This is a genomic window from Nocardia brasiliensis ATCC 700358 (assembly GCF_000250675.2).
Lineage (GTDB): Bacteria > Actinomycetota > Actinomycetes > Mycobacteriales > Mycobacteriaceae > Nocardia > Nocardia brasiliensis_B.
Genome location: NC_018681.1, coordinates 577,963 through 602,495, shown reverse-complemented (window position 1 = coordinate 602,495; position 24,533 = coordinate 577,963). Strand labels below are relative to the sequence as shown.

Sequence of the window (24,533 nt, the reverse complement as noted above, 5' to 3'; positions counted from 1 at the left end):
AGATGACGCAAGAAGTGACCGAACGGGTCGACGCGCTGTTGCCGACACTGCGCGAGCGCGCACAAGAAGCCGAGGACCTGCGGCGCATCCCCGACGAGTCCATGAAGGCCCTGCAGGAAACCGGGTTCTTCCGGTTGCTGCAGCCCAAGCAGTGGGGCGGGCACGCGGCCGACCCGGTCGTCTTCTACGACACGGTGCGCAAGATCGCCAGCGCCTGCGGTTCCACCGGCTGGGTGGCCGGCATTGTCGGCGTACACAATTGGCACCTCGCGCTCTTCGCCCAGCAGGCCCAGGAAGACGTCTGGGGCGAGGACACCGAGGTGCGGATCTCCTCGTCCTACGCCCCGATGGGCGCGGGCGTGGTGACCGACGGCGGCTACCTCGTCAACGGCGCCTGGGCCTGGTCCTCAGGCTGTGACCACGCCACCTGGGCGGTGCTCGGCGGGCCGGTGATCAAGGACGGCAAGCCGGTCGACTTCGGCAGCTTCCTCATCCCGCGCGACGACTACCGCATCGACGACGTCTGGAACGTGGTCGGCCTGCGCGGCACCGGCTCGAATACCGTTGTGGTGAAGGACATCTTCGTCCCGTCGCACCGGTTCCTCAGTTTCCGCGCGATGAGCGAGATGAAATCGCCCGGCCTGGAACAGAACACGGACCCGGTGTACAAGATGCCTTGGGGCACCATCCATCCCACCACCATCTCCACGCCCATCGTCGGCATGGCCTACGGCGCCTACGAGGCGCACGTCGAGCACCAGGGCAAGCGGGTGCGCGCGGCCTACGCGGGCGAGAAGGCCAAGGACGATCCGTTCGCCAAGGTGCGCATCGCGGAAGCGTCCAGCGATATCGACGCGGCCTGGCGGCAGCTGTCCGGCAACGTCGCCGACGAATACGCGCTGCTCGCCGCCGGTCAGGAAGTACCGTTCGACCTGCGGGTGCGGGCGCGACGCGACCAGGTGCGCGCCACCGGGCGCTCGATCGCCGCGATCGACAAGCTCTTCGAGAGTTCCGGCGCCACCGCGCTCGCGAACGGCACACCACTGCAACGCTTCTGGCGTGACGCGCACGCGGGCCGGGTGCACGCCGCGAACGATCCCGAGCGGGCCTACCTGATGTACGGCACGCACGAATTCGGACTGCCCGTCACCGACGGCATGGTGTAGGAGCTGCCTTGACTTCAACCGTGGCACTGACCGCCGAATCGACCTCGCGGTACGCCCAGGTGCGACCAGACCTCAAACTGCACTATCACGAGGCGGGCGTCGGCAACGGCCCGACGATCGTGCTGCTGCACGGCGGTGGTCCCGGCGCGTCCTCCTGGTCGAACTTCGCCCGCAATATTCCGGTGCTGGCGGAGCACTTTCACGTGATCGCCGTGGATCAGCCCGGCTACGGCCGCTCGGACAAGCCCACCGAGCATCCGCAGTACTTCGTGCACAGCGCTTCGGCGCTGAACGATCTGCTCGACCATCTGGAGATCACCGGACGGGTGCACCTGCTCGGCAATTCGCTCGGCGGCGGGGCGGCCGTGCGATTCGCGCTCGACTATCCCGAGCGCGCCGGAAAACTCGTGCTGATGGGCCCGGGCGGGTTGAGCAACAATCTTTTCGCGCCCGATCCCACCGAGGGCGTGAAGCTGCTCGGCAAGTTCAACTACGAGCCGACCAGGGAAAACCTGGAGGCGTTCCTGCGCATCATGGTCTTCGACCAGTCGCTGATCACCGACGAGCTGATCGAAGAACGGTTCGCCTCGGCGAGCACGCCCGAAGCGCTCGCCGCGACCCGCGCGATGGGAAAGTCCTTCGCCAGTGCGGATTTCGAGAAGGGCATGCTCTGGCGCGACGCCTACAAGCTGCGCCAGCCGGTATTGTTGATCTGGGGCCGCGAAGACCGGGTCAACCCGCTCGACGGCGCGCTCATCGCGACCAAGGTGATTCCGCGGGCACAGTTGCATGTGTTCGGCGGCTGTGGACACTGGGCACAGTTGGAGAAGTTCCACGAATTCAACCGACTGGCCATCGATTTCCTGGCCGGTTCCAAGGAGAAGTGATGGGGATTCGATCACTGGCGTATCTGCGCATCGAGGCGACCGACATGGCCGCCTGGCGGGAATACGGACTCAAAGTGCTCGGCATGGTCGAAGGCAAGGGCACGAACCCGGACGCACTGTACCTGCGTATGGACGAATTCCCGGCCCGGCTGGTGATCTCGCCCGGCGAACACGACCGGTTGCAGATCTCCGGCTGGGAAACCGCCAATGCCGAAGAGCTGCAAGATATCCGAACCCGGCTCGAAGGCGCGGGCGTGCCCTACAAGGAAGGCACCGCCGCCGAACTCGCCGACCGCCGGGTGTACGAGCTGATCCGCTTCGACGACCCCTCCGGGAACACCCTGGAGGCGTTTCACGGTGCGGCGCTGGAACATCGGCGCGTGGTCAGCCCGTACGGGCATCGGTTCGTCACCGAGGAGCAGGGGCTCGGTCACGTCGTGCTCAGCACCAAAGACGACAAGGCGGCGCTCGAGTTCTACCGTGACGTGCTCGGCTTCCGGTTGCGGGACTCCATGCGGCTGCCACCGCAGATGGTGGGCCGCCCGGCCGACGGCGAACCCGCCTGGCTGCGCTTCTTCGGCTGCAACCCGCGGCACCATTCGCTCGCGTTCCTGCCCATGCCGACACCGAGCGGCATCGTGCACCTGATGCTCGAGGTGGAGAACGCCGACGACGTCGGCCTGTGCCTGGATCGCGCGCTGCGCAAGAAGGTTCGGATGTCGGCGACGCTCGGCAGGCACGTCAACGACAAGATGCTCTCCTTCTACATGAAGACGCCCGGCGGTTTCGACGTCGAATTCGGTTGCGAGGGACTCGAAGTCGACGACCACGACTGGATCGCGCGGGAATCCACCGCGGTGAGCCTGTGGGGGCACGACTTCACCGTCGGGCAGCGTCCGCAGTGACCGGCGAGAGGACGGCGGACGGCGGCGTGGGCGAACACGAGGTGCGCGACACCATGGCCCACCCCGAGATCGACGGCAGGCAGTTCCGGAATGTGCTCGGGCAGTTCTGCACCGGCATCACCGTGATCACCACCTTCGACGAGGCGGACGCGCCGATCGGTTTCGCCTGCCAATCCTTCGCCGCCCTCTCCCTGGACCCGCCGTTGGTCCTGTTCTGCCCCACCAAGGCGTCACGCTCCTGGGCGGCGATCGAGCGCTCCGGCCGCTTCTGTGTGAACGTCCTGGCCGAAGAGCAGCGAGAACTGTGCGCCCGCTTCGGTTCCCGCGAACCGGACAAGTTCGCCGGCGCCGCCTGGCACGCTTCCCCGCGCACCCTCCCCGTCCTCGACGACGCCCTGGCCACCATCGAATGCACGGTGGACCGGGTCGTCGACGGCGGCGACCACTACATCGTCATCGGCCGCGTACAAGCCCTCTCCGAATCCACCGCCACCGGCCGCCCCCTCCTCTTCTATCGCGGTCAATACAGCGCCATCGAGCCCGACAAAACCACGCCCGCCCCTTGGCGCGCCGACCTCGAACACTTTCTCACCACCACCACGCTCGACACCTGGTTGTGAGGAAGCACCGCGAAAACCTGTGCCGGACAAGGTGACACATCGCCAGTCCGGGCGCAGGTTCACGCGGCGACTCGGCTCAGAACAGTCCTCCACCCGCATGGACGGTTTCGCCTGTGATCCAGCCGCCCGCCGCGGAGGCCAGGAAGGCGACGATGCGGGCGATATCGTCGGGTTCGCCGATGCGACCGAGGGGCGTGTCGGCGATGATCTGTCCGGTCAGCTCCGGGCTCCGTACCGCCGCCAGTGCCTCGGTCTTTATCGCGCCCGGCAGCACGTTGTTGACGGTGATGCCACGGGAGCCGAGTTCTTTCGCCAAGACCCGCACCAGCTCCTCGGCCGCGGCCTTGCTGGCGCTGTAGAGACCGGAGCTGGGACGATGCGTCGCCGTCACTCCGGATGAGACGACAACGATCCGGCCGTTGTCCCGCAGACGGTTCGCGGCTTCACGCAACGCAACGAACGTGGCCCTGGTGTTGATCGAGAACATCAGCTCGTAGTCGTCGTCGGTCGCCTCGGCGATCGCGGCGAATCTGGCCGTGCCGACGTTGTTCACCAGCACGTCCACGCCGCCGAACCGCTCCTCGGCGCTGTCGAACAAGCTCCGCAGCTGTGTCGGGTCGGCCACGTCCGCCGGTACCGCGAAGCCGCGCCCGCCCGCCCTCTCGATCGTGTCGACCACCTGCGCTGCGGCGGATCGGTTCGACTGGTAGTTGACGACGACCGAGGCGCCCTCAGCACCCAATCGCTCCGCGATGGCCCGCCCGATCCCGCGGGATCCTCCGGTAACGATCACGACCGGCATAACGCCTCCCCAATTAGTCCATTAGATAGATAGTAGAGATGCTCAACTAAATTGTTGAGGGTGTCAACAGTTGGTTCCCTAAACTTGTCTCGTGACGATCGAAGAGCAAGAGCTGTCGGCCGCCTTCTCGGCGCTGAATCGCGAGGTCAACGCGCTGTACCACTTGATCGCCCGGCGGTTCGGCTTGACCATGCAGCAGGCCGAACTGCTGTGCCGGCTACACGGCGAGCCACCGTCTTTCGGCGAGCTGGCAAGCGCGCTGGGCTGCGACAAGACCAACGTCACAGGCCTGGTAGACCGGCTCGAGCGCCGAGGCTACGTGTCCCGGCAAACCGATTCCGCGGATCGCCGGGTAACTCGGGTCATCATCACCGAACAGGGCCGAACGATGGGCTCCGACATCCGGGACGCCTTCGAACAAGAACTGCGCACCCGCCTCCCCCGCCCCGACCGAGCCCAGCTGGTCGCCCTCCTCCGCGCCTCAGCAACCGCATTGGCCGACAGCCGCCCCCAGAGCTAGCCCGGGACACGATCCACTGCCCTTCGATGACAACGCGGCGACCCGCTACGGCACGCTGGTCGCACTGACACTTGCGTCGCAACGCGATTGGCGCCCGCGCAAGATGGACCTGATGATCGCGGCCATCGCTTCGTCGCGCGGATTGTCGCTGTCCACCCGCAACAGCGCCGACTTCCGCGGCCCGGAAAGCATGGTGGAGATCGCCCCCGTGTAGCCCGCATGCAGCGGGCCGCTTTCCTTGATGGTACGTATGTACCTAAAGCGACCTTTGCCACACTCCGCAAACAGTCGGCAACTTGTAAGGTACAAATGTACCTAGCAAGGCTTCGCGTCCGTGGGCGCCGCGCTCGGCGGTGCCGACCCGACGACATCGAGTTCCGTGACGAGAAGGAGTACGGCATGAAGATCGCAGTTCTGGGAACCGGCGAGGGCGGCAGGCTGCATGCCGCGAAATTGGCCGAGCTGGGTCACGAGGTGGTGCTGGGCACCAGGGATCCGGCGGTCACGCTGGCCAGGACCGAGCCTGATCGGATGGGCAATCCCCCGCTCAGTGAATGGACGGCGGCACACCCGCAGATCCCGGTGCGCACCTTCGGCGAGGCGGCCGCCGCTGCGGACCGGCTGGTGATCAATGGCATCGACGGCGCCAGCGCGGTCACCGCGCTCAGCGGTATCAGCGAAGAACTCGCGGACAAGGTACTCATCGATTACGGCGTGCCCTACAACTACACCGAGCACGGCCCCTACCCCTGGCCCACGCCATGGGGCGCGATGCCGAGCTTCACGGTGCTGGACACCGACAGCCTCGGTGAGCAGATCCAGCGCGCGTTACCGGATACCAAGGTGGTCAAGGCTTTTGTCACGCAGGAGCAGGCGACCGTGGTCGATCCGGCGACCGTCAACGGCGGTGACCACACCATGCCGATCTCCGGCAACGACAGCACCGCCAAAGCCGCCGTCACCGACCTGCTGCGGTCCTACGGCTGGACCGACGTCCTCGATCTCGGCGACCTCGTCGCAGCCCGCGGCCAGGAGATGTACGCCCACCTGCACTCTGCCCTCGGCTTCGCGCTCGGCGGCCACTTCGGCATCAAAGTCGTGCGCTGATTCTTAAGTGCTCATTCGGTGCGCACTTATGCGCGGAAGATGAAGGCATGAGCAGCACCGAGATCATCACCTGCACCGACCTCGCGCAGTGGGAGCACTGGCTCAGCGCGAATCACGATGCGGCACAGGATGTATGGCTGAAGATCGCCAAGAAGAGCGCGGCGGGCTCGACGATCACGATTTCCGAAGCCCTCGACGGGGCACTGTGTTTCGGGTGGATCGACAGTCATCGGCGGAAGTTGGATGCGGAGTACTACCTGCAGCGGTACTCGCCGCGGCGCGCCAAAAGTCCGTGGTCGCGGATTAATGTCGGCAAGGCGGGCGCACTGATCGCCGCCGGGCGGATGCGGGCGGCGGGGCTCGCCGCGATCGCGGCCGCACAGGCCGACGGGCGCTGGGCAGCCGCGGCATGACAACGGGCCGTGGCCGGTGACTCGCACCGGCCACGGCCCGGAGGCGCCGATCAGACGGTGACCGCCGCCTGCTCCCGCTGCAATTCCAGCGCGATGTCGATCAACTGATCTTCTTGTCCGCCAACCAGTTTCCGCTTGCCGGCACGGACCAGCATTTCCGCGGCGGAGACACCGTAACGCTCGGCCTGCCGCTCGGCATGCTTGAGGAAGCTGGAGTAGACCCCCGCGTAGCCCATCATCAGCGAAGAGCGGTCGAGCAGGCATTCCTGCGGCATGGCGGGCCGGACCACGTCCTCGGCGGCGTCGGCGATCGCGAAGAAGTCGATGCCGGTACTGATGGCGAGCTTGTCGCACACCCCGACCAGCGCTTCGACCGGGGTGTTGCCCGCGCCCGCGCCGAAGCGCCGCGCACTACCGTCGATCTGCGTGGCGCCCGCGCGGATCGCGTAGATCGAGTTGGCGACGGCGAGGTCGAGATTCTCGTGACCGTGGAAGCCCACCTGCGCGTCGTCACCGAGTTCGGCGACCAGCGCGGCCACCCGGTCGGTGACCTGATCCAAGACCAGCGCGCCCGCGGAGTCTACGACGTAGACACACTGGCAGCCCGCGTCCGCCATGATGCGCGCCTGCTTGGCCAGCACTTCGGGCGGCTGCGAATGCGACATCATCAGGAACCCGACGGTCTCCAGGCCGAGTTCGCGCGCCAGCCCGAAATGCTGGATGGAGACGTCGGCCTCGGTGCAGTGGGTGGCGATCCGGCAGATCGACGCGCCGTTGTCCTGGGAGATCTTGATGTCTTCCTTGACCCCGACACCGGGCAGCATCAGCACCGCGATCTTGGCCTGCTTGGCCGTCTCGGCGGCGATCGTGATCAGTTCCTGCTCCGGCGTTTTGGAGAAGCCGTAGTTGAACGACGAGCCGCCGAGGCCGTCGCCGTGGGTCACCTCGATGACCGGCACGCCGGCCCCGTCCAGGGCGGCGACGATATCGCGCACCTCGGTGGCGGTGAACTGGTGCCGTTTGTGATGGGATCCGTCGCGCAGCGAGGTGTCAGTGACGCGGATGTCGAGTTCTGCTGAGTAGCCCATGTTTTCGCTCCTTACACCCGGGCCGCGCGGACTTGACCGGCGAGTACCTCGCCGACCCTGGTCGCGGCGGCGGTCATGATGTCGAGGTTGCCCGCGTACGGGGGCAGGAAGTCACCCGCGCCTTCGACCTCGACGAATACCGAAACCTTCGCCATGCCACCGGAAATCACCGACGGCGGATCGAACTGAGGGTCGTTGAGCAGCCGGTACCCGGGCACGTACTGCTGGATGTCGGCGACCATGCGCTGGATCGACTCGGTGATCGCGTCGGTGTCGGCATCCTCGGGGATGGCGCAGAAGATGGTGTCGCGCATGATCATCGGCGGCTCCGCCGGATTCAGGATGATGATGGCCTTGCCGCGCTGCGCGCCGCCGATGGTCTCGACCCCACGACTGGTGGTCTTGGTGAACTCGTCGATATTGGCCCGGGTGCCGGGGCCCGCGGACACCGAGGACACGGACGCGACGATCTCGGCGTAGGGCACCGGCACGACCCGGGAGACGGCCGCGACGATCGGAATGGTGGCCTGGCCACCGCAGGTGATCATGTTGACGTTCGGCGCGTCCAGATTCGCGCCGAGGTTCACCGGCGGCACCACGGCGGGGCCGACGGCGGCCGGGGTGAGATCGACCGCGCGGATACCCGCCTCGGCGTAGCGCGGGGCGGCGGCGCGATGCACGTACGCGGAGGTGGCCTCGAAGATCAGCTCGGGCAGCTCGGACTGCCCGAGCAGCCAGTCCACGCCTTCGGCCGAGGTTTCCAGGCCGAGCCCCCTGGCCCGCTTCAATCCCTCACTGTCCGGGTCGATCCCGATCATCCACCGCGGCTCGATGGTGGTCGAGCGCAGCAGTTTGTAGAGCAGATCGGTACTGATGTTGCCGGACCCGACGATCGCGGCGGTGACGGTCCCAGTCTCGGACACCACAGGCCTCCTAAATGAATTGCAAACGGACAGAGCCGAGCCCGGCGAACTCGGCATGGAATGCGTCGCCCGGCCGGGCGTCGATGGCGCGGGTGCAGGAGCCGGGCAGCACGATGTCGCCCGCTTTCAGCCGCACCCCGAAGCTCGCCACCTTGCGCGCCAGCCAGGCCACGGCGATCACCGGATCGCCGAGCACGGCATCGCTGCGTCCCTCGGCCACCGTCTCGCCGTTGCGGGTGAGCACCGCGTCGATGGACTTGATGTCGATGTCCTTCGGGGCCACGCGTTCCGGACCGAGCACGTATCCCGCGGAGGACGCGTTGTCGGAGATGGTGTCCATCAACCCGATGTTCCAGTCCTTGATCCGCGAATCGATCAGTTCGATGGCGGGGGCGAAAGCGACTGTCGCGGCGAGCACGTCGGCCTCGGTGCAGTCCGCGCCGGGCAGGTCGGCGCCGAGCACGAAACCGACCTCGACCTCGACCCGCGGGAACAGGTAGCGCCCCGCCTCGACGGGAACGTCTTCGTAGACTTCCATTTCCGCGAGCAGGTGACCGTAGTCGGGCTCGTCGACGCCCATCATCTGCTGCATGGCCTTGGACGAGAGGCCGACCTTGTGGCCGACCACCCGGGCGCCCGTGTCGAGCCGGCGCCGGATGTTGATCAGCTGGATCTCGTAGGCATCGACCACGTCGATGTCCGGGTACCGGCTGACCAGCGGGTCGATCGGCACCCGGTCGCGTTCGGCGCGCTCGAGTTCGTCGGCGAGTTCGGTTCGTACCCCGTCGGACAGCACGCTAGTTTCCTTCCGCTGTTGCTTGATCGGACGCCGGGACTTGTACGCCTGCGGCGGACCGGCCGGCCCGTCGTCCGGAGAAAATGCAGTCGGCCAGCGACAATCCGCTGACATAGGACTCCGAGCAGATGCCGACCGCGGTCCGCCCGGCCGCGTAGAGACCCGGAATGTCCATTCCGGCAGTCGATTTCACCGCACCGGTGTGCTCGTCCACGACGACGCCGCCGAGGGTGAGCATCGGGCACGGATTGGTCAGGCTCGGTTTGATGCCCACATCCAGCAACCAGTACGGCCCGGTGCGGACCGGTTCGGTGAATTCGGCGGGCTTGCCGACCGGATCGGGGGTGCCGAGTTCGATCGCGGCGTTGTGCGCGGCCACCGTGGCGCGCAGACCCGCGGGATCGATGCCCGCTTTCGCGGCAACGGCTTCCAGCGTCGCACCGCGAATCGCGCTGCGCCGCATCGCCTCGAACTGGCCGCGCTGGAACCAGGCGCCCTGCTTACCGATCTGGGCGATCGCGGTCCGCATCAGCGCGTCGTCGGCGAGCAGCCAGCCCTTGCCGTCGTGGTCGGCGATCAGCGCCTGCCCCACCGCGGCGCCGTACCTCGTCTCGTCGATCACCCGGCGACCGGCCGCGTCGACCAGCAGCGCACCGGTGAAGGCACTGGGCGGCAAGAGGAATCGCCACGCGGAGACGTTGCCCATCCGATCGGTGGCCGCACCCGCCTGCTGCGCGAGCAGGATGCCGCTGCCGTCGTCACCGGTGGTGCCGAGCGCGAGTCCGCCGCGATACGCGGGCGCGTATTCACGCACCATCGCCCGGTTCGCGATGAACCCGCCGGCACTGAGCACCACGCCGCGCCGGGCGAGCACGCGAATCGTGCTGCCGTATCGGCGATCCAGCCGGGTCAGCTGCCGTTCCAGCGCGGCACGCAGCGGCGGGTAGTAGATGCCGGGCTTGGCGGCGACCTTCGCCATCCGGGTGTACCGTTCGCGCACCCGGCCGGGTGCGTCGCGCAGCGTGCGGCATTCCACGCCGAGCACCGTGCCCGCGTCGTCGATGATCAGTCGCGTTGCCTGCGTCAGGGTTTCGACCCGGACACCGAGCCGGGACGCGGCCGCCGAGAGCGGTCCCGTCAGCTGCTTGCCGGAGGTACCCTTGCCCTTGACTCGATGCCCGCGCTGCGCCGCCGGGATATCCCGGAACGCACCGGAGATTTCGCTGCCCGAGTAGTACAGGTAGTAGCTGTCGTTCGGGTAGGACGTCTTGTACGGGCACAGCGACGCCTCGAACGGAACGCCATGCTCGCGCAACCACTCGATCATCGCCGGGCTCTCCGCCACGAAGCGGCGCAGGGTCTGCGGGGTCACCGCGGCGCCGACCTCGCGCTCCAGATACGCGAGCATCGCCTCCGGCGTATCGGCGACACCGGCCTCGCGCTGCACCGACGTGCCGCCGCCGGCGTAGATGATGCCGCCGGACAATGCGGAGGCCCCGCCGCCCGCGAAACGTTCCAGCGCGAGCACCTGCGCACCGTCGGCCGCCGCTTCCAGCGCGGCCGCGGCGCCTGCCGCGCCGAAGCCGACCACCACCACGTCGGCAACCAGGTCCCAATCGAACCCCATGTACTTCACTCCGGCCTTAAAACTGAAACGAGTTTCCTCGACATATCGGACGCCGAGTGGGTCTTCTGCCACATAAATATAGACCAACGGCAGCCACACTCTATAACGTGTTCTACATGATTGATCGGGAATACGACGTGGTCGTGGTCGGCAGTGGCGCCGCGGGGATGACCGCCGCCCTGACCGCCGCCCACCACGGGCTGAGCGTGGTGCTCATCGAGAAGGCCGCGCACTACGGCGGGTCGACCGCGCGCTCCGGCGGTGGCGTCTGGATCCCCGGCAACAAGGCGCTGCTCGCGTCCGGCCGGCCCGACGACCGCGAGGTGGCCCGCAACTACCTGCACAGCATCATCGGGAACGTGGTGCCGAAAGAGCGGATCGACACCTATATCGATCGCGGTGCGGAAGCCTTCGACTTCGTCCTCGACCACACCCCGCTGAAGATGAAGTGGGTGCCGGGCTACTCCGACTACTACCCCGAGGCGCCGGGCGGGCTCGGCGAGGGCCGCTCCTGCGAGCCCGCTCCGTTCAATGCCAAGGTGCTCGGCGCGGAACTGGCCAATCTGGAACCGCCGTACGCCAAGGCGCCGCTGAACGTGGTCGTCATGCAGGCCGACTTCGTCCGGCTGAACCTGATCCGCAGGCACCCGAAGGGCATCATGCGTGCCATGCGGGTCGGTGCGCGCACCTACTGGGCCAAGTTCACCGGCAAGCACATCCTCGGCATGGGGCAGGCGATCATCGCCGCCATGCGCAAGGGCCTGCTCGACGCGCAGGTGCCGGTGCTGCTGAACACCCCGCTGACGGGGCTGGTGGTCCGCGACGGCGTGGTCACCGGCGTCGAGGCCGAACACGAGGGCAAGCCGGTCACCATCGGCGCGCGCTACGGCGTGGTGCTCGGCACCGGCGGTTTCGAGCACAACGCCGAACTGCGCACCAAGTATCAGCGTCAGCCGATCACCACGGAATGGACCACCGGCGCGGCCGCCAATACCGGCGACGGCATCCTCGCGGGAATGTCCGCGGGCGGCGATGTCGGCTTCATGGAGGACGCCTGGTGGGGTCCGACCATCTTCAAGGGCGGGCGGCCGTGGTTCGCGCTGGCCGAGCGGAACCTGCCGGGCACCATCATGATCAACAGCGCGGGCAAGCGTTTCGGCAACGAGTCGGCGCCGTATGTCGAGGCCGTGCACACCATGTATGGCGGCGAGTACGGCCAGGGCGACGGGCCTGGCGCGAACATTCCGGCCTGGCTGGTCTTCGACCAGCGCTACCGCAACCGCTACATCTTCGCCGGATTGCAACCCGGCCAACGCTTTCCGTCCCGCTGGATGGAGAACGACAACATCGTCAAGGCGGACACGATCGAGGAGCTGGCCACCAGGATCGGTGTTCCCGCAGCCGATCTCGCGGCGACCGTCGCCCGGTTCAACACCTTCGCCGAGACCGGCAAGGATGCCGATTTCGGGCGCGGCGACAGCCACTACGACCGCTACTACGGCGATCCGACGGTGAAGCCGAATCCGTGCCTCGCCGCCCTGGTGCAGGGCCCGTTCTACGCCGCCAAGATCGTGCCGGGCGACCTGGGCACCAAGGGCGGCCTGGTCGCCGACACCGCGGGCCGGGTGCTGCGCGAGGACGGGACCGCGATCGCCGGACTGTATGCCTCGGGCAACTCCTCGACCCCGGTGATGGGCCACACCTATGCCGGGCCCGGCGCGACCATCGGCCCCGCCATCACCTACGGCTACCTGGCCGTGCTCGATATCGTGCGGAACAAATCCGAGCAGCCCGCGCAGACCGGCGCCGAGGCGTAATCCGTGTCGCTGATCCACGTTGATGCCCATCGATCCGAAAATCGCTCTCGGAGCCGAACTTCCGAGCCGCGAGTTCGCCTGGACCCCGTCCGATGTGCAGCTGTATCAGCTGGGCCTCGGCGCGGGCACGCGATGGACCGATCCGGCCGAGCTGCGCTACCTGGACGACCGCGCACCCCAGGTGCTGCCGACGTTCGCGACCGTCGCGCCGACCCTGCACGAGACCGAACCGCCGCGGGTCAGCTTTCCCGGCATCGACATCGATCTGGCGAAAGTGGTGCACGGCCACCAGGAGGTGGAACTGCACCGGCCCATCCCCGCGGCAGGCAAGGCCACCAGCAAGGGGCGGATCACCGAACTCTGGGACAAGGGCTCGGCCGCGGTGGTGGTGCAGGAGCAGTTGGTGATCGGCTCCGACGGCGAGCCGCTGTGGACCGCGCGCTCGTCGATCTTCGCCAAGGGCGAAGGCGGCTTCGGCGGCGAGCGCGGACCGAGTACGAAGGCCGAACTGCCCGAGACGGCACCGGATTTCGAGGTGACCACCCCGACCCTGCCGCAGCAGGCGCTGCTCTACCGGATGTGCGGTGACCGCAACCCGCTGCACTCCGATCCCGAATTCGCCCGTGCCGCCGGGTTTCCCGCGCCGATCCTGCACGGCCTGTGCACCTACGGCATCGTCTGCAAGACGGCCACCGACACCGTGCTCGGCGCGGCGGCCGAGCGGGTCACCGGATTCCGCGCCCGCTTCGCCGGCGTGCTCTACCCGGGTGAGACGATCCGCACCCGGATCTGGCGGCAGGACAACGAATTGGTCATCGCCGCAACGGTCGTCGAACGCGACGACGCACCTGTGCTCAGCGATGTGCGGCTGCGCTTCCGCGGCTGAGCGGATCCGGTTCCCGCACCTGGACTCCGGGTGCGGGAATCAGGACGTGCGCGGCTGGGTACGCGCCCGGCGGATCGCCGCGCCCTGCACGATCATGGCGTAGAGCAGGATCACCAGCACCGGTGCGGCGAGCGGCGCCCACGGCACCCGGATCGGCACCAGTGCCGCGCCGACGGCCACGGCGGCGAAGCCGACCGCGCCCGCCACCGAGGGCACCGTGGTCGGCACCACCCCGTGCGGCGCGGTGACGGTCGCGGTGTTCAACAGGTACGCGGTGGCCACCAGACCCATTGCCGCCGCGGCGAGTACGCCTGGGTCCGCGAGTACGAGCACGCCGACCGCCACCAGCACGGCGGCCACGGCGAACGGGCGCAACCACCAGCCGAGCGCGACCAGCACGAGGGCGGGCCCGGCGGCCCACGGTTCCAGCAGGGCCACCGAGGTGACCAGCAGGACGCCGGACAGTACGGCGAGGAATCGGGTCATCGGCGCACTCGCACGGTACGGCGGTGCTCCGGGAGCACCCGCATGATCTGATCGAGCCGGGTGTCGGCAGGCCAGGCCACGATATCGACGCCGACGGTGCCCATGTCGCGGTACATCGAGGCCCGCTCCAACTGCCACATCTTGGCCAGCGTGGGGTCGAGGTCGTCGCGAAACGGCGTGCCGCGCAGGACATCCACGACCACCACCACGTGCCCGCGCTTGCGCAGATCGATCAGCGCGAGCGCGAACTGGGTGTCCAGCAGCGTGGAGAAGGCGACCACGATGGCGCCCAGCGGCACGGCCGCGTGCGGCGCGAGCGTGCCGGTGGTCGGGATGTGTTCCTCGCCGACACCGAGCACGGTGTCCACGACGCGATAGAACTGCCTGCGCCCGATATCGGGACGCAACCAGCGCGGCTCCTGCCCGAGGCACACCACGGCGGTACGGTCGCCGGCCTGCAGGGTCGACTGCACCACCTGCGCCGCACCCCGGACCGATAGTTCGAGCGAATCCGTCGCCGGACCCGGCGCCTGCTGCGAGGTGTCCACCAGCACAACGACATCCGCGGACCGGTTGGTCAGCCGCTCGGTGACGTAGAGCCGGCCGCGCCGGGCGCTCACCGGCCAGTTCACGATGCGCAACTGATCACCGGGCGCGTACGCCCGGATGTCGGCGTACTCGACGCCGGGACCGAATCGCCGGGTCAGATGGGTGCCGAGGCGCTCGGGAAGTTCGGTGCGCGGCAACCGCATCCGCTGTGGATCGGTGATCGGATAGACGAACAGCTGCCCGGCGGGCAGCACCGCGGTGGCCACCGCGAGACCGGCCGGGCTCAGCGCGGACACCCGCACGGACACCGGATAGCGGCCCCAGCGGTCCGCAGACAGGGCCAGCCGCAGCCCGGCGGGCGCGGCGCCGGAATCGCTGGACTGTTCGACCTCGATGCCGAGCGCGTCGGTCTGCGCCGGTGTCAGCCGCAGCAGTGCATGCCCCTGCTCGACGAAGGCGGCGACGGTGAGCACCACCTCCTCGGATTCGAAGCAGCGCAGCGTGCCGCCGCCGTCCACCTGGATCCTGGTGCTCGACTGCTGCCACGGCGCGGTGGCGAGCACCCCGAGCAGCGGCGCCGCGAACACGACCAGCTGCCAGCGGCCGAGCACCACCGCGAGCACCAGCGCCACGGCGGCGCACACCGCGAGCATGAAGACCAGCGGTGCCGGGCGCCACCGCAATTCGGCCTCGACCGCGGTGCTGGCGTCGCGATGTCTCATGTCACGGTCGCGCGGGGAACCGGGAGGCGGCGTAACAGCTCGGTGATCACGTCCTCGCCCCGGATGCGGCGCACCCACATCTCCGGCCGCAACGTGATCCGATGCGCCATCGCCGGAATCGCCAGCGCCTTCACGTCTTCCGGGATCACGTAGTCGCGGCCGAGCAGCAGCGCCCTGGCCCGCGACATCTGCACCAGATCGAGTTCCGCGCGCGGACTCGCCCCGACTTCTACCTGAGGATGGCCGCGGGTGGCTCCGGCCAGCGCCACCACGTAACTCACCACATCCGGATGCACCGTGACGTATTCGACGGATTGCCGCATCTCCAGCAGCCCGTTCGCGTCCACCACCTGGCCGACCTGCGGCGTGGTCGCACCGCGCTCGAGCCTGCGCCGGATCATCTGCGTCTCGTCGTGTTCGGAGAGATAGCCGAGCCGCAACTGGATCGCGAAGCGATCGAGCTGCGCCTCCGGCAGCGGATAGGTGCCCTCGTACTCGATCGGGTTGTCGGTCGCGAGCACGATGAAAGGCTGTGGCAGCGGGAAGGTTTCACCATCGATGCTGACCTGCCCCTCGGCCATCGACTCCAGCAGCGCGGCTTGGGTTTTCGGTGGCGTGCGGTTGATCTCGTCGGCGAGCAGCACATTGGTGAATACCGGACCGCGCCGGAAGGTGAAGCGGCCGGAGTTCATGTCGTAGATCGTCGAACCGAGCAGGTCCGCGGGGAGCAGGTCCGGGGTGAACTGCACCCGGGTGAACTGCAGGCCGAGCGCGGCGGCGAACGATCTGGCGATCAGTGTCTTACCCAGGCCGGGTAGATCTTCGATCAGCACGTGACCGCCGGCCAGCACCGCGATCAGGATCAGCTGCATCTCGTCCCGTTTGCCCACCACCACCCGGGAGATCTCTCTGAGCACGGCGTCGCTGCGCTGGACCGTGACATCCATCGGCATTGTCATCTGTGTACCCGCACTTGCCTCAACCCATTTCACATTCTCTGCAGGCGGCTCAGGATCTCGTCCAGTGCCGCCCGGCCCGGTGCCCTTGTGGTCTGATCACGCAATGCCGAGTTGGCCGGGTCCACCCAGCGCCACAGCTCGGGTCCGAACAGATGGATCCCGGCGGCCTCGGTGGCGCGGCGGTTCTTCGCCACCCGCTGTCCGCTGGACAGCTCGAACTCCTTGGCCAGCAACGGCCGCAGGTGCCGGTCCCAGTCCGCGCGGGTGCCCTCGGCACGGTCGGCGAGCATCTGGGCCCTGGCATGCCAGCGGCGCAGCATCTCGGCGGGACCGTTCTCGATCTCGTCGATCTCGTCGAAGGTGCGCGGCTCGCCCCGGTCGAGCAGCGACCAGACCAGCCAGGCCAACGCGAGCGCGACCGGGATCGCGACGGCGAACAACATGATGCCGCGCGCCTTTTCGAAGGTCACCAGCTCGATCACGGCGATCACCACCGCGGCGCCGAGGACAACGGCCATACGATTCAAACTGCCTCCCGCTCTCTCATGCTGCCTCCCCTTGCAGATCCGCGAGGACGATCCGCAGAAGCTGCTCGGCCCGCATCCGCTGCCATTCGAGCATCGCGTGCGGGCTGAATCTGGCCTCCTCGAACAGGGCGACCAATTCCCGGGCGGAAGCGTCGTGCAGCGCGCCGCGCTCGAACGCGCGGGCGAGCACCTCCATGGGGGTATCCGAAACCAGTGGTGCGGCAGCGCGATCGAAGGCAAGCCCGCGTTCCATCGCGACGTAGCAGGCGATGATCGCGGTCCGCGGGTCCTGGCCCGGCACATTCATTGCGGCCAAACCCATTTCGGCGGCCCTGGCCAGCGAGTCCACCGCGGTGGGCGGCACGGCGACCAGCGGCGGCGGCGCGGGCGCGGGCCGGCGCCGGGACGCGACGGTGACCACGACGAGCCCGGTCAAGGCGACGACGACCAGTGCGATCGCCGCGACGGCGGTGAGCAGGAACGCGGTGCCGGTCAGTTCCGCGGGCGTGGCGCCGGGGTCAGGTGCGCTGGTGGCGAATTCGTCCGGGGGCCGTCCGGGGTTCGGCGCCTCGGCGGGGCTGGGGGGCGCACTGTCGTCACCGCCGACACCCACGAAGAAGATCGCGGAGGCGGCGGAGAGGATCGTGGCCAGTACAGCGAGGCCGGCGAGCACCAACAGCCCGACCCGGCCGAGACCGCCGCGCGGCCGGTCGGCGTCGCGGTCGGGTTCCGGCATGGCCAACGGCAGCCGATGCTGGCTCGCTATCACGCCCGCGAGCAGGATGACCATGGACACGGTGAGCAGCACCGGCATCAGGGCCACCGACAGGGCCGAGGGCGGCGCCGGGTGGTCGCGGGATTCGGACACCCCTGGGATGTATCCCCGTAACGCGAACGCGGCAAACGCCAGCAGCGTGATCAGAACGATCACGCGCAATATCGGCGATCGCGCCCCGGCCACTGATTACCACCAAACCTGAGTACTGCACAAAACAGCCACATAGTTACATGCCGAGCGGTCCGCTCGGGATGGAATCGAATACTTCGGAATTGATCCTCTTTATCAATGAATCCCGCTGCTCAGGGGCAGGTCGCCGGTTCATTGCACAACTATCCGACGGGAGAAGCCACCAATTGGGAAAGTTCACAAAGTCGGCTGGCGAGCCGGGAAATATCGGGGATGTCGTGTACACCGTCTACCAACTCCGGCAAAGGCACCCGCGCCGCGATTCCGAGCTCCCGATCCGCGTCGTAGAGCACATCGACCACATTGACGAAACGCATTGTCCAGTCCGGTGGCACCTCGGACAAACGGGGCACATCCACGATGGTCCAGCGCCGAAAGCGTTGCGCCAGTGCGACATAGTCGGAGGCCGCGGTGGGAGTGCCGCAGAGCGCGGCGAATTCGATCTCCAGGCCGTCACCATCGGTTTTCCTGGCCTGGATGGTCCGCGCGCCGATCGGCACCGGGACCGAAGCCACCGGCGCGGGTTGCGTGGCGGCGCGCTCGACCAAGTACCGCCCCGCCGCGAAACCGGAACGGCCGCTCGCGGATCCGCGGCCGCCTCGGGTGCGGTAATCCAGCGGACCGTCCAGCGATACCACGTCCAGGTGCGCGGTGATGCGGGCGATCGTCGGCAGGAACCGTTCGTGGAACAACGGATTGGGCAGTAGCTGCGCGGGCGGATAGTTCGAGGTGACCACCAGCACGACGTGGCGGGCGAACAGCGCGTCGAGCATGCGCGCGATGAGCATCGCGTCGCCGATGTCGTGCACGTGGAATTCGTCGAAACACACCAGCCGGGCCTCGCCCAGCAACGTGGCGACCGCCTTGTCGATCGACCCGGACGCATGCGCCGCCGCATGCAACTGGGCGAAGAACTGATGAAAGTGGAAGCGGCGCTTACGCTCCGAGCGCACCGCGGCGAAGAAGCGATCCATCACCATCGTCTTGCCGCGCCCCGGCCTGCCGTGCAGATAGATCCCCCGATGCCACCGCACCGGCCGCCCGCGCCGGTCCACCAGTTCCGCCAGGCGTTGCGCCGCCCGCGCCTGATCCGCGTCGAGCACTAATTCCGCCGCCATCGTCGAACCTCCTCACCCACCACATTTGTGGCCGGGAGCAGCGAAAGCTAGCCAACGTGACGGGTTCGACAGCGCGGCTCAGGCGATGACCGAAGGCAGCCAGGGATCCAAGATCGACACACCAGTCGGCTCGAAATCGCGAACATTGCGGGTCGCGACGGTCATCCGGTACTCGAGCGCGGTGGCAGCGATCAGCGAGTCCCGAACAGAGCGAGTCTCCGGCACATTCAGCTGTGCACAACAGCGAGCCACCGGCACGTCGACCGGCAAGACGCGGTCGAGGAACGTCGGCAACACCTGCGATTCCAGCCAGTCCCGCAGGATGACCCCCTGCGCTGCGTCACGGCGCTCGACTCGCAGAACACCGACCTCCAATTCCTGAACGGTGATGGCCGAGATGAACAGTTCGGTCACCGGGTTCTCCGCAGCCCAGGTCACCACGTTCTTATCGGCCTTGCCCGACTTGGCCTTCCGCAACTCGGAGACCACATTGGTGTCGAGGAGGAACATCAGTCGAGATCCGCCCCGCGAGCATGTTCTCCCGGCTCGGGAAGATCCAGATCGATATCCGGTGCGTCCTCCGGCAGGCTGAGCAAGTCGACGATCGTCATGCCACCTCCCGTAAGTCGTTGGTAATCCTCATAACTCAAAAGCACATGCACCGGACGCCCCCTATCCGTGATGATGACCGGCCCACTCGACGTGGCCCTCTTGGCTCGACCGGTGTCCTGATTGAACTCCCGGCTCGTCATCGTGGTCGCCGCCATCGACCCTCCTCAGCAGCTATGTAGGAATGTTACTACATTGGTCCGCGGTCTGCTACTTTTCGGCAGTCCACCCGCGCTCACTGTAGGTGGCACCGGTGGTCAGGGCGCTGATGCCTGCGGTGGGATAGGCGATGATGTCGGCGGGGAGGGCGCCGAGGGGGAACCAGCGCAGTTCGTAGCACTTGTCCGGCTCGCGGTTGACCGGCTCACCGCGCCAGGTCCGAACCTCGAAGAAGAGACCGAGTCGTGGCTCGTGTCCGTTGCCGATGACGTGCGCGGTGTGGACGTGGCGTAGGTCGGCCGGGTCGATGTGGACGCCGATCTCCTCGTTCGCCTCGCGTACCGCCGCGGCGGTCGCCGACTCGCCGACCTCGACCTTGCCCGCCGGGAGATGCCAGCGGCCGTCGAATTCGTCGGCGCCGCGCCGCTTGCTGAGCAGCAACCGGCCGTCCCGGATGAGCAGGACGTGCGCGTCCACGAGATGCCGGGTGGTCACGCGACTCCGACCCGGCCGAGTTCGAGAGCGATGGCGCCGCAAACCAATTCGCGGGCGCGCGGGAGCTCGAGCGAGCCGCTCAGCCAGCGCATGCTGAGCCCCTCGACCAGTGCGGTGAGCCGTTCGGCCACATCGCCGGGAACCACCTCGACATCGACGAGACCGCGCTCCTGCGCCGTGCCGATCACTTCGCTCAGGTAGCCGTTCCAGCGCGCCGTGGCCTCGCGCAATTGATCGCGGAGTTCGGGCTGGAAGATGGCGGCGGAGCAGTACTCGCCCCACGCGATGCTGTTCTCCACCACCACCGGCAGGTCCTGCAATTCCAGCAGCAGCACCTGTTCGAGATGGCCGACCGGGTCGGCGTCGGCGTCGATCTCGGCGTCGGTGTAGCGCTCGGCGCGGGTGCTGATGAAGTCCAGGGTCTGCGCGAGCAGGCCGGCTCTGTCCTTGAAGTGGTAGTAGATCAGCGAGGTGGAGACACCGGCCGCCTCGGCCAGCTCCTCCACCCGCAGGCCACGGATACCGCGCTGCGCGACCACGCGGGCGGCCGACTCCAAGATCGAATCACGACGAGACATGGGGTCAATGGTACAGTGCAATCCTGACTAAAATTTTAGTCAGGATTCTCGCCCAGAGATCACCGACTATCGGAGCCCGTTATGGAGAACCCCATGTCTCGCCGTTCTGTGTTCAGCGTCCTCGCGGGGGCGGGTCTGCTCGCCGCGGGCATGTCGGCGTGCGGCTCGTCGGAACCGTCCGCGACCGCGACGCCGACCCCGGAACCCGCCGGTCCCGGCGGCCGTTTCGGCGCCGAATGGGAGAGCCACGCCCGCACCTATATGTCCTGGCCCGCGCAGGCCGCGATCTGGGGGAACTATCTCGGCGACGTGCGCAAGGACATCGCCGGACTGGCCCGCGAGATCGCCGAGTACGAGTATGTGGTCATGCTGGCCAGGGCCGGCCAGGTGAAAGACGCGCAAAAGCAGTGCGGCAGCGGCGTCGAGGTGATCGCGCTCGAGGTCGACGACCTGTGGGCCCGCGACACCGTCCCGGTCTTCGTCGAACAGGCGGGCAAGGTCGTCGGCGTCGACCTGCACTTCAACGGCTGGGGCAACAAGCAGCCGCATCCCAACGACGGCCCGCTCGGCCGGAACCTGCTGTCGCGCTACAGCATTCCCAGCTACTCGGCGCCGTTCGTCGCCGAGGGCGGCGCGTTGGAAACCGACGGCCAGGGCACGTTGCTGGTCACCGAGAGTTCGATCGTCAACGACAACCGCAACCCGGGCAAGAGCCGCGACCAGCTCGAAGCCGAGCTGAAGCAGACCCTCGGCATCGAGAAGGTGATCTGGTTCGAGGGCGTGCGCGGCGAGGACATCACCGACGCGCACATCGACTGCCTGGTCCGCTACATCGCGCCGGGAGTCGTGCTGCTGGACAAGCCTTTCCCCGGTGCGCCGGCCGACTCTTGGTCGCGTTCCAGCGATCAGGCCCGGCGTGTGCTGGCGGAGGCGACCGACGCGCGTGGCCGCAAGCTCGAGGTGATCGATCTGCCGCAGCCCGATCCCGACCGGATCACCGGCGAGGGCGACGAATTCGTGTCCAGCTACGCGAACTTCTACATCGCCAACGGCGCGGTATTCCTGCCCGAGTTCGGCGACCGCGCTGCCGACGATCGCGCGCAGGGCATCCTGCGCGATCACCTGCCGGGCCGCGACGTCGTCCCGGTGCCGATCGACGAGATCGCCGCGGGCGGCGGCGGCATCCACTGCTCCACCCACGATCAGCCCGGCAAGCCGGAGCACTGACGCACATCCGTTGGCCCCGCGCGTTTTCGGGGCCAACGGAAGCGGGATCAGTTGGCGCTGAGCACCAATCCCGACGTCGGCACGCCGGTACCAGCCGTGACCAGGATGTTCGTCAGGTCGTCCACCGGGTTCACCGACGTGCCGCGAATCTGGCGGACCGCCTCGGCGATACCGTTCATGCCGTGGATGTAGGCCTCGCCGAGCTGGCCGCCGTGGGTGTTCAGCGGCAGCCTGCCGCCGACCTCGATGGCGCCGTCGGCGATGAAATCCTTGGCCTCACCGCGCCCGCAGAACCCGAGCTCCTCCAACTGCATGAGCACGAACGGGGTGAAGTGGTCGTAGAGGATCGCGGCCTGCATGTCGTCGGGCCGCAAACCACTCTGTGCCCAGAGCTGGTCGCCGACCAGACCCATCTCCGGCAGGCCGTCCATGGCGTCGCGGTAGTAGCTCGTCATGACGTACTGGTCGGCGCCGGAACCCTGTGCGGCGGCGGCGATCACCGCGGGTCGCTGCGGTAGGTCGCGGGCCCGTTCGACGCTGGTCACCACGATCGCCACCCCGCCGTCGGACTCCTGGCAGCAGTCGAGCAGGTGCAGCGGTTCGGCGATCCAGCGCGAATTCTGGTGGTCCGCCAGGGAAATCGGCTTGCCGTAGAAGAAGGCGGCCGGATTCACCGCGGCGTGCTTACGATCGGCCACCGCGACCCGTCCGAAATCCGCACTGGTGGCGCCGTATACGTGCATGTAGCGCCGGGCCACCATGGCCACCTGCGCGGCGGGCGTGCCCAAGCCCTGCGGATAGGACCAGCCCGCGTCGATGCCCGAGGAGGTCGGGGCGGTCGCGAGCGCGGTGGAGAACTGACCGAACCGGGACACCGACCGCTCGTTGAAGGCGCGATAGGCCACCACCACATCGGCGATGCCGGTGGCCACCGCCATGGCCGCCTGCTGGATCGTGGCGCAGGCCGCGCCGCCGCCGTAACCGATGTGGCTGAAGAACTTCAGCTGCGGGATGCCCACCGCCCTGGCGACCGCGGCCTGGGTGTTGGTGTCCATGGTGAAGGTGGTCAGGCCGTCGACGTCACCGGGCGTGAGACCGGCGTCGGCCAGCGCGGCATTGACCGCCTCGGCGGCCAGGCGCAGTTCGCTGCGCCCGGAGTCCTTGGAGAAATCGGTGGCGCCGATGCCGACGATGGCCGCGCGCCCGGCGATGCTCTGGGTGGTCATCAGGCCGTCCTCCGGTAGGCGATGACGACTTTCGCCGTCACGTGGTCGCCGAGGCTGTCCCGGCCCACCACGTCGATATGGATGTCGTCGCCGTCGAGTGCGGTGACCGTGCCGGACAGGGTCAGCGTGTCCCCGGCGTACAGCGGCACCCCGAGGCGCAGCGAGATCGACTTCAGCACGGCGCGCGGTCCGGCCCAGTCGGTGACGAAACGCTGCACGATGCCGGTATCGGTGAGGATGTTGACGAAGATGTCCTTGGAACCGCGCGCGACAGCCTTGTCCCTGTCGTGGTGGACATCTTGAAAGTCCCTGGTAGCCAACGCGGTACTGATCACGAAGGTGGGATCGGCCTCGATCACCAGCTCGGGCAGCGCGGTGCCGACCTCGACCGAGGTCGGTTCGGCGGTCGTCGTCACGCGATCACCTGCCAGACCGGCAGGGTGGTGTCCTCGTCGAGCCGCTCGAACTCGACCCGGACGGGCAATCCGACCTCGACCGCATCGGGCTCGATACCGCGCAGTTCGCCGAGCATCCGCACTCCTTCCGCCAATTCGACCAGCGCGACCACGAACGGCAGTTGCCGCCCCGGCACTTTCGGCGCGTGGTGCACGACATAACTGAAAACGGTGCCCTCGCCCGAGGCGACCACGTAGTCGGTCTGCTCCGACTTGTCCTTCCACAGGGCCGGGATCGGCGGATGCCGCAGCGAACCGTCGGGCAGCTGCTGAATCCGCAGCTCGCCCGCTTTCGTGCCCTCCCAGAAGAATTCGGTGTCCCAGGAGACCAGCGGTTTGACCCGGTCGCCGGCCGGGGCCTGCGCCGCGGTACCGGTGCCCGGCGCGAATTTCAGCAGCCGGAACAGCATTTCGGCGACCAGCTCGTCACCGACGTGCCAGCTGGTCAGGAAGGTGACGAACCAGCCCTCGCCCAGCGCGGTGCGCTTGGGACCGCGGATATCGGAGAGCCGGCTGGTCGCGGTCACCTGCTCGCCGACGTTGAGGTACCGGTGGTAGGTCTGCTGGCAGTCGGTGGCGACGACGGAGGTGAAACCGGCCGCGTCGAGCAGCTCGACCGCCTTGCCCATCGGATCGTCGGCGGGCCGGAATCCGTTGAGCCCGAACATCGTCCACACCTGAGCCATGGCCGGCGGGGCGACGATGCCGGGATGGCCCGCCGCCTTGGCGGCGGCCTCGTCCACGTAGATCGGGTTGGTGTCGCCGAGCGCCTCGACCCAATTGTTGATCATCGGCTGGTTCACCGGGTCGCGCGCGAGGCGGCGCGCGCAATCCCCCTCGGCCTTGATCCGTTCGGCTGCGGCGACTATCGCTTCCGGACTGGTGGTTTCCGGCACGCG

Annotated in this window: 29 protein-coding genes; 11 read left to right on the top strand and 18 right to left on the bottom strand. The window is 67.8% G+C overall.

Annotated features, from left to right (window positions below):
• The first annotated feature begins 2 nt into the window (after positions 1-2).
• The 4 genes from hsaA to hsaB are packed head-to-tail and all read left to right on the top strand — an operon-like array spanning position 3 to position 3,578.
• On the top strand, positions 3-1,166 hold the full coding sequence (hsaA, locus tag O3I_RS02715) for a 3-hydroxy-9,10-secoandrosta-1,3,5(10)-triene-9,17-dione monooxygenase oxygenase subunit (RefSeq protein WP_014981359.1): 1,164 nt from the start codon (positions 3-5) through the stop codon (positions 1,164-1,166).
• 8 nt (positions 1,167-1,174) lie between these two features.
• Positions 1,175-2,053 carry a 4,5:9,10-diseco-3-hydroxy-5,9,17-trioxoandrosta-1(10),2-diene-4-oate hydrolase gene (hsaD, locus tag O3I_RS02710; protein WP_041562372.1) on the top strand — a complete coding sequence of 293 codons (879 nt, stop codon included), beginning with the start codon at positions 1,175-1,177 and terminating at the stop codon, positions 2,051-2,053.
• Positions 2,053-2,958, top strand: coding sequence for an iron-dependent extradiol dioxygenase HsaC (hsaC, locus tag O3I_RS02705; RefSeq protein ID WP_014981357.1), 906 nt, complete (start codon positions 2,053-2,055; stop codon positions 2,956-2,958). Before hsaD ends, hsaC begins: the two co-directional genes overlap by 1 nt.
• Positions 2,959-3,011: 53 nt before the next feature.
• Positions 3,012-3,578, top strand: a complete 567-nt coding sequence (hsaB, locus tag O3I_RS02700; protein ID WP_014981356.1) for a 3-hydroxy-9,10-secoandrosta-1,3,5(10)-triene-9,17-dione monooxygenase reductase subunit — start codon at positions 3,012-3,014, stop codon at positions 3,576-3,578.
• A 76-nt stretch (positions 3,579-3,654) separates the two neighbouring features.
• Here the strand turns inward: hsaB and O3I_RS02695 are convergent, their stop codons facing one another.
• Positions 3,655-4,380 carry an SDR family oxidoreductase gene (locus tag O3I_RS02695; RefSeq protein ID WP_014981355.1) on the bottom strand — a complete coding sequence of 242 codons (726 nt, stop codon included), beginning with the start codon at positions 4,378-4,380 and terminating at the stop codon, positions 3,655-3,657.
• A gap of 91 nt (positions 4,381-4,471) precedes the next feature.
• On the opposite strand from O3I_RS02695, the gene O3I_RS02690 reads away from it, so the two are divergent.
• The 4 genes from O3I_RS02690 (at position 4,472) to O3I_RS02675 (ending at position 6,420) form a co-directional block, all read left to right on the top strand.
• Positions 4,472-4,900: a MarR family winged helix-turn-helix transcriptional regulator gene (locus tag O3I_RS02690; protein ID WP_014981354.1), complete on the top strand. Its 429-nt coding sequence runs from the start codon at positions 4,472-4,474 to the stop codon at positions 4,898-4,900.
• A 112-nt stretch (positions 4,901-5,012) separates the two neighbouring features.
• A complete protein-coding gene (locus O3I_RS46750; RefSeq protein WP_141691805.1) occupies positions 5,013-5,114 on the top strand; it encodes a type II toxin-antitoxin system VapC family toxin in 102 nt (33 codons plus the stop codon).
• A 185-nt stretch (positions 5,115-5,299) separates the two neighbouring features.
• On the top strand, positions 5,300-6,007 hold the full coding sequence (locus O3I_RS02680) for an NADPH-dependent F420 reductase (protein WP_014981352.1): 708 nt from the start codon (positions 5,300-5,302) through the stop codon (positions 6,005-6,007).
• Positions 6,008-6,054: 47 nt separating this feature from the next.
• Positions 6,055-6,420, top strand: a complete 366-nt coding sequence (locus O3I_RS02675; protein ID WP_014981351.1) for a YdeI/OmpD-associated family protein — start codon at positions 6,055-6,057, stop codon at positions 6,418-6,420.
• A 50-nt stretch (positions 6,421-6,470) separates the two neighbouring features.
• Here O3I_RS02675 and dmpG read toward each other — a convergent pair whose 3' ends face one another.
• From dmpG to O3I_RS02655, 4 genes are read right to left on the bottom strand one after another with little or no spacing between them, the layout of a single operon-like run.
• Positions 6,471-7,508 carry a 4-hydroxy-2-oxovalerate aldolase gene (dmpG, locus tag O3I_RS02670; protein WP_014981350.1) on the bottom strand — a complete coding sequence of 346 codons (1,038 nt, stop codon included), beginning with the start codon at positions 7,506-7,508 and terminating at the stop codon, positions 6,471-6,473.
• Between the two features lie 11 nt (positions 7,509-7,519).
• Positions 7,520-8,431 (bottom strand): acetaldehyde dehydrogenase (acetylating), encoded by a 912-nt coding sequence (locus O3I_RS02665; RefSeq protein WP_014981349.1) that lies wholly within the window; start codon positions 8,429-8,431, stop codon positions 7,520-7,522.
• A 10-nt stretch (positions 8,432-8,441) separates the two neighbouring features.
• Entirely contained in the window at positions 8,442-9,227 is a 786-nt protein-coding gene (locus tag O3I_RS02660) for a 2-keto-4-pentenoate hydratase (RefSeq protein WP_014981348.1), read from the bottom strand.
• A gap of 1 nt (position 9,228) precedes the next feature.
• Positions 9,229-10,854, bottom strand: a complete 1,626-nt coding sequence (locus O3I_RS02655; protein ID WP_014981347.1) for an FAD-binding protein — start codon at positions 10,852-10,854, stop codon at positions 9,229-9,231.
• Positions 10,855-10,961: 107 nt separating this feature from the next.
• Here O3I_RS02655 and kstD point away from each other — a divergent pair, with 107 nt between their 5' ends.
• Together kstD and O3I_RS02645 are read left to right on the top strand one after the other, a co-directional pair.
• Positions 10,962-12,671: a 3-oxosteroid 1-dehydrogenase gene (kstD, locus tag O3I_RS02650; RefSeq protein ID WP_041562371.1), complete on the top strand. Its 1,710-nt coding sequence runs from the start codon at positions 10,962-10,964 to the stop codon at positions 12,669-12,671.
• Positions 12,672-12,693: 22 nt separating this feature from the next.
• Complete coding sequence (locus tag O3I_RS02645) at positions 12,694-13,557, top strand: MaoC/PaaZ C-terminal domain-containing protein (RefSeq protein ID WP_014981345.1); 864 nt, start codon at positions 12,694-12,696, stop codon at positions 13,555-13,557.
• Between the two features lie 39 nt (positions 13,558-13,596).
• Here O3I_RS02645 and O3I_RS02640 read toward each other — a convergent pair whose 3' ends face one another.
• The 10 genes from O3I_RS02640 to O3I_RS02595 all read right to left on the bottom strand — a co-directional run bounded on the left by O3I_RS02640 (position 13,597) and on the right by O3I_RS02595 (position 20,726).
• Positions 13,597-14,043, bottom strand: a complete 447-nt coding sequence (locus tag O3I_RS02640) for a hypothetical protein (protein WP_014981344.1) — start codon at positions 14,041-14,043, stop codon at positions 13,597-13,599.
• Entirely contained in the window at positions 14,040-15,314 is a 1,275-nt protein-coding gene (locus O3I_RS02635; protein ID WP_014981343.1) for a DUF58 domain-containing protein, read from the bottom strand. Before O3I_RS02635 ends, O3I_RS02640 begins: the two co-directional genes overlap by 4 nt.
• The gene (locus O3I_RS02630) at positions 15,311-16,273 is read right to left on the bottom strand and encodes an AAA family ATPase (RefSeq protein ID WP_041562370.1); all 963 of its coding nucleotides are present in this window, start codon (positions 16,271-16,273) and stop codon (positions 15,311-15,313) included. Before O3I_RS02630 ends, O3I_RS02635 begins: the two co-directional genes overlap by 4 nt.
• Positions 16,274-16,302: 29 nt before the next feature.
• Entirely contained in the window at positions 16,303-16,791 is a 489-nt protein-coding gene (locus O3I_RS02625; protein WP_014981341.1) for a hypothetical protein, read from the bottom strand.
• Between the two features lie 25 nt (positions 16,792-16,816).
• Positions 16,817-17,731 carry a DUF4129 domain-containing protein gene (locus O3I_RS02620; protein WP_014981340.1) on the bottom strand — a complete coding sequence of 305 codons (915 nt, stop codon included), beginning with the start codon at positions 17,729-17,731 and terminating at the stop codon, positions 16,817-16,819.
• A 179-nt stretch (positions 17,732-17,910) separates the two neighbouring features.
• Entirely contained in the window at positions 17,911-18,885 is a 975-nt protein-coding gene (gene zapE, locus O3I_RS02615; protein WP_014981339.1) for a cell division protein ZapE, read from the bottom strand.
• Between the two features lie 78 nt (positions 18,886-18,963).
• Entirely contained in the window at positions 18,964-19,395 is a 432-nt protein-coding gene (locus tag O3I_RS02610; RefSeq protein ID WP_014981338.1) for a type II toxin-antitoxin system VapC family toxin, read from the bottom strand.
• Positions 19,395-19,652, bottom strand: a complete 258-nt coding sequence (locus tag O3I_RS02605) for a type II toxin-antitoxin system Phd/YefM family antitoxin (protein ID WP_014981337.1) — start codon at positions 19,650-19,652, stop codon at positions 19,395-19,397. Before O3I_RS02605 ends, O3I_RS02610 begins: the two co-directional genes overlap by 1 nt.
• Before the next feature lie 52 nt (positions 19,653-19,704).
• Positions 19,705-20,148, bottom strand: a complete 444-nt coding sequence (locus O3I_RS02600; protein ID WP_014981336.1) for an NUDIX hydrolase — start codon at positions 20,146-20,148, stop codon at positions 19,705-19,707.
• A complete protein-coding gene (locus O3I_RS02595; RefSeq protein WP_014981335.1) occupies positions 20,145-20,726 on the bottom strand; it encodes a TetR/AcrR family transcriptional regulator in 582 nt (193 codons plus the stop codon). Before O3I_RS02595 ends, O3I_RS02600 begins: the two co-directional genes overlap by 4 nt.
• Before the next feature lie 93 nt (positions 20,727-20,819).
• On the opposite strand from O3I_RS02595, the gene O3I_RS02590 reads away from it, so the two are divergent.
• Complete coding sequence (locus O3I_RS02590; RefSeq protein ID WP_041563327.1) at positions 20,820-21,953, top strand: agmatine deiminase family protein; 1,134 nt, start codon at positions 20,820-20,822, stop codon at positions 21,951-21,953.
• Between the two features lie 47 nt (positions 21,954-22,000).
• On the opposite strand, the gene O3I_RS02585 is transcribed toward O3I_RS02590, so the two are convergent.
• Genes O3I_RS02585 through O3I_RS02575 form a run of 3 tightly spaced genes read right to left on the bottom strand, consistent with a single transcriptional unit; the run spans position 22,001 to position 24,530 of the window.
• A complete protein-coding gene (locus tag O3I_RS02585) occupies positions 22,001-23,179 on the bottom strand; it encodes a lipid-transfer protein (RefSeq protein WP_014981333.1) in 1,179 nt (392 codons plus the stop codon).
• Positions 23,179-23,595, bottom strand: a complete 417-nt coding sequence (locus O3I_RS02580; RefSeq protein ID WP_014981332.1) for a MaoC family dehydratase — start codon at positions 23,593-23,595, stop codon at positions 23,179-23,181. The genes O3I_RS02585 and O3I_RS02580 overlap by 1 nt, the downstream gene beginning before the upstream one ends.
• A complete protein-coding gene (locus tag O3I_RS02575; RefSeq protein ID WP_014981331.1) occupies positions 23,592-24,530 on the bottom strand; it encodes a bifunctional MaoC family dehydratase N-terminal/OB-fold nucleic acid binding domain-containing protein in 939 nt (312 codons plus the stop codon). Before O3I_RS02575 ends, O3I_RS02580 begins: the two co-directional genes overlap by 4 nt.
• Positions 24,531-24,533 lie beyond the last annotated feature (3 nt).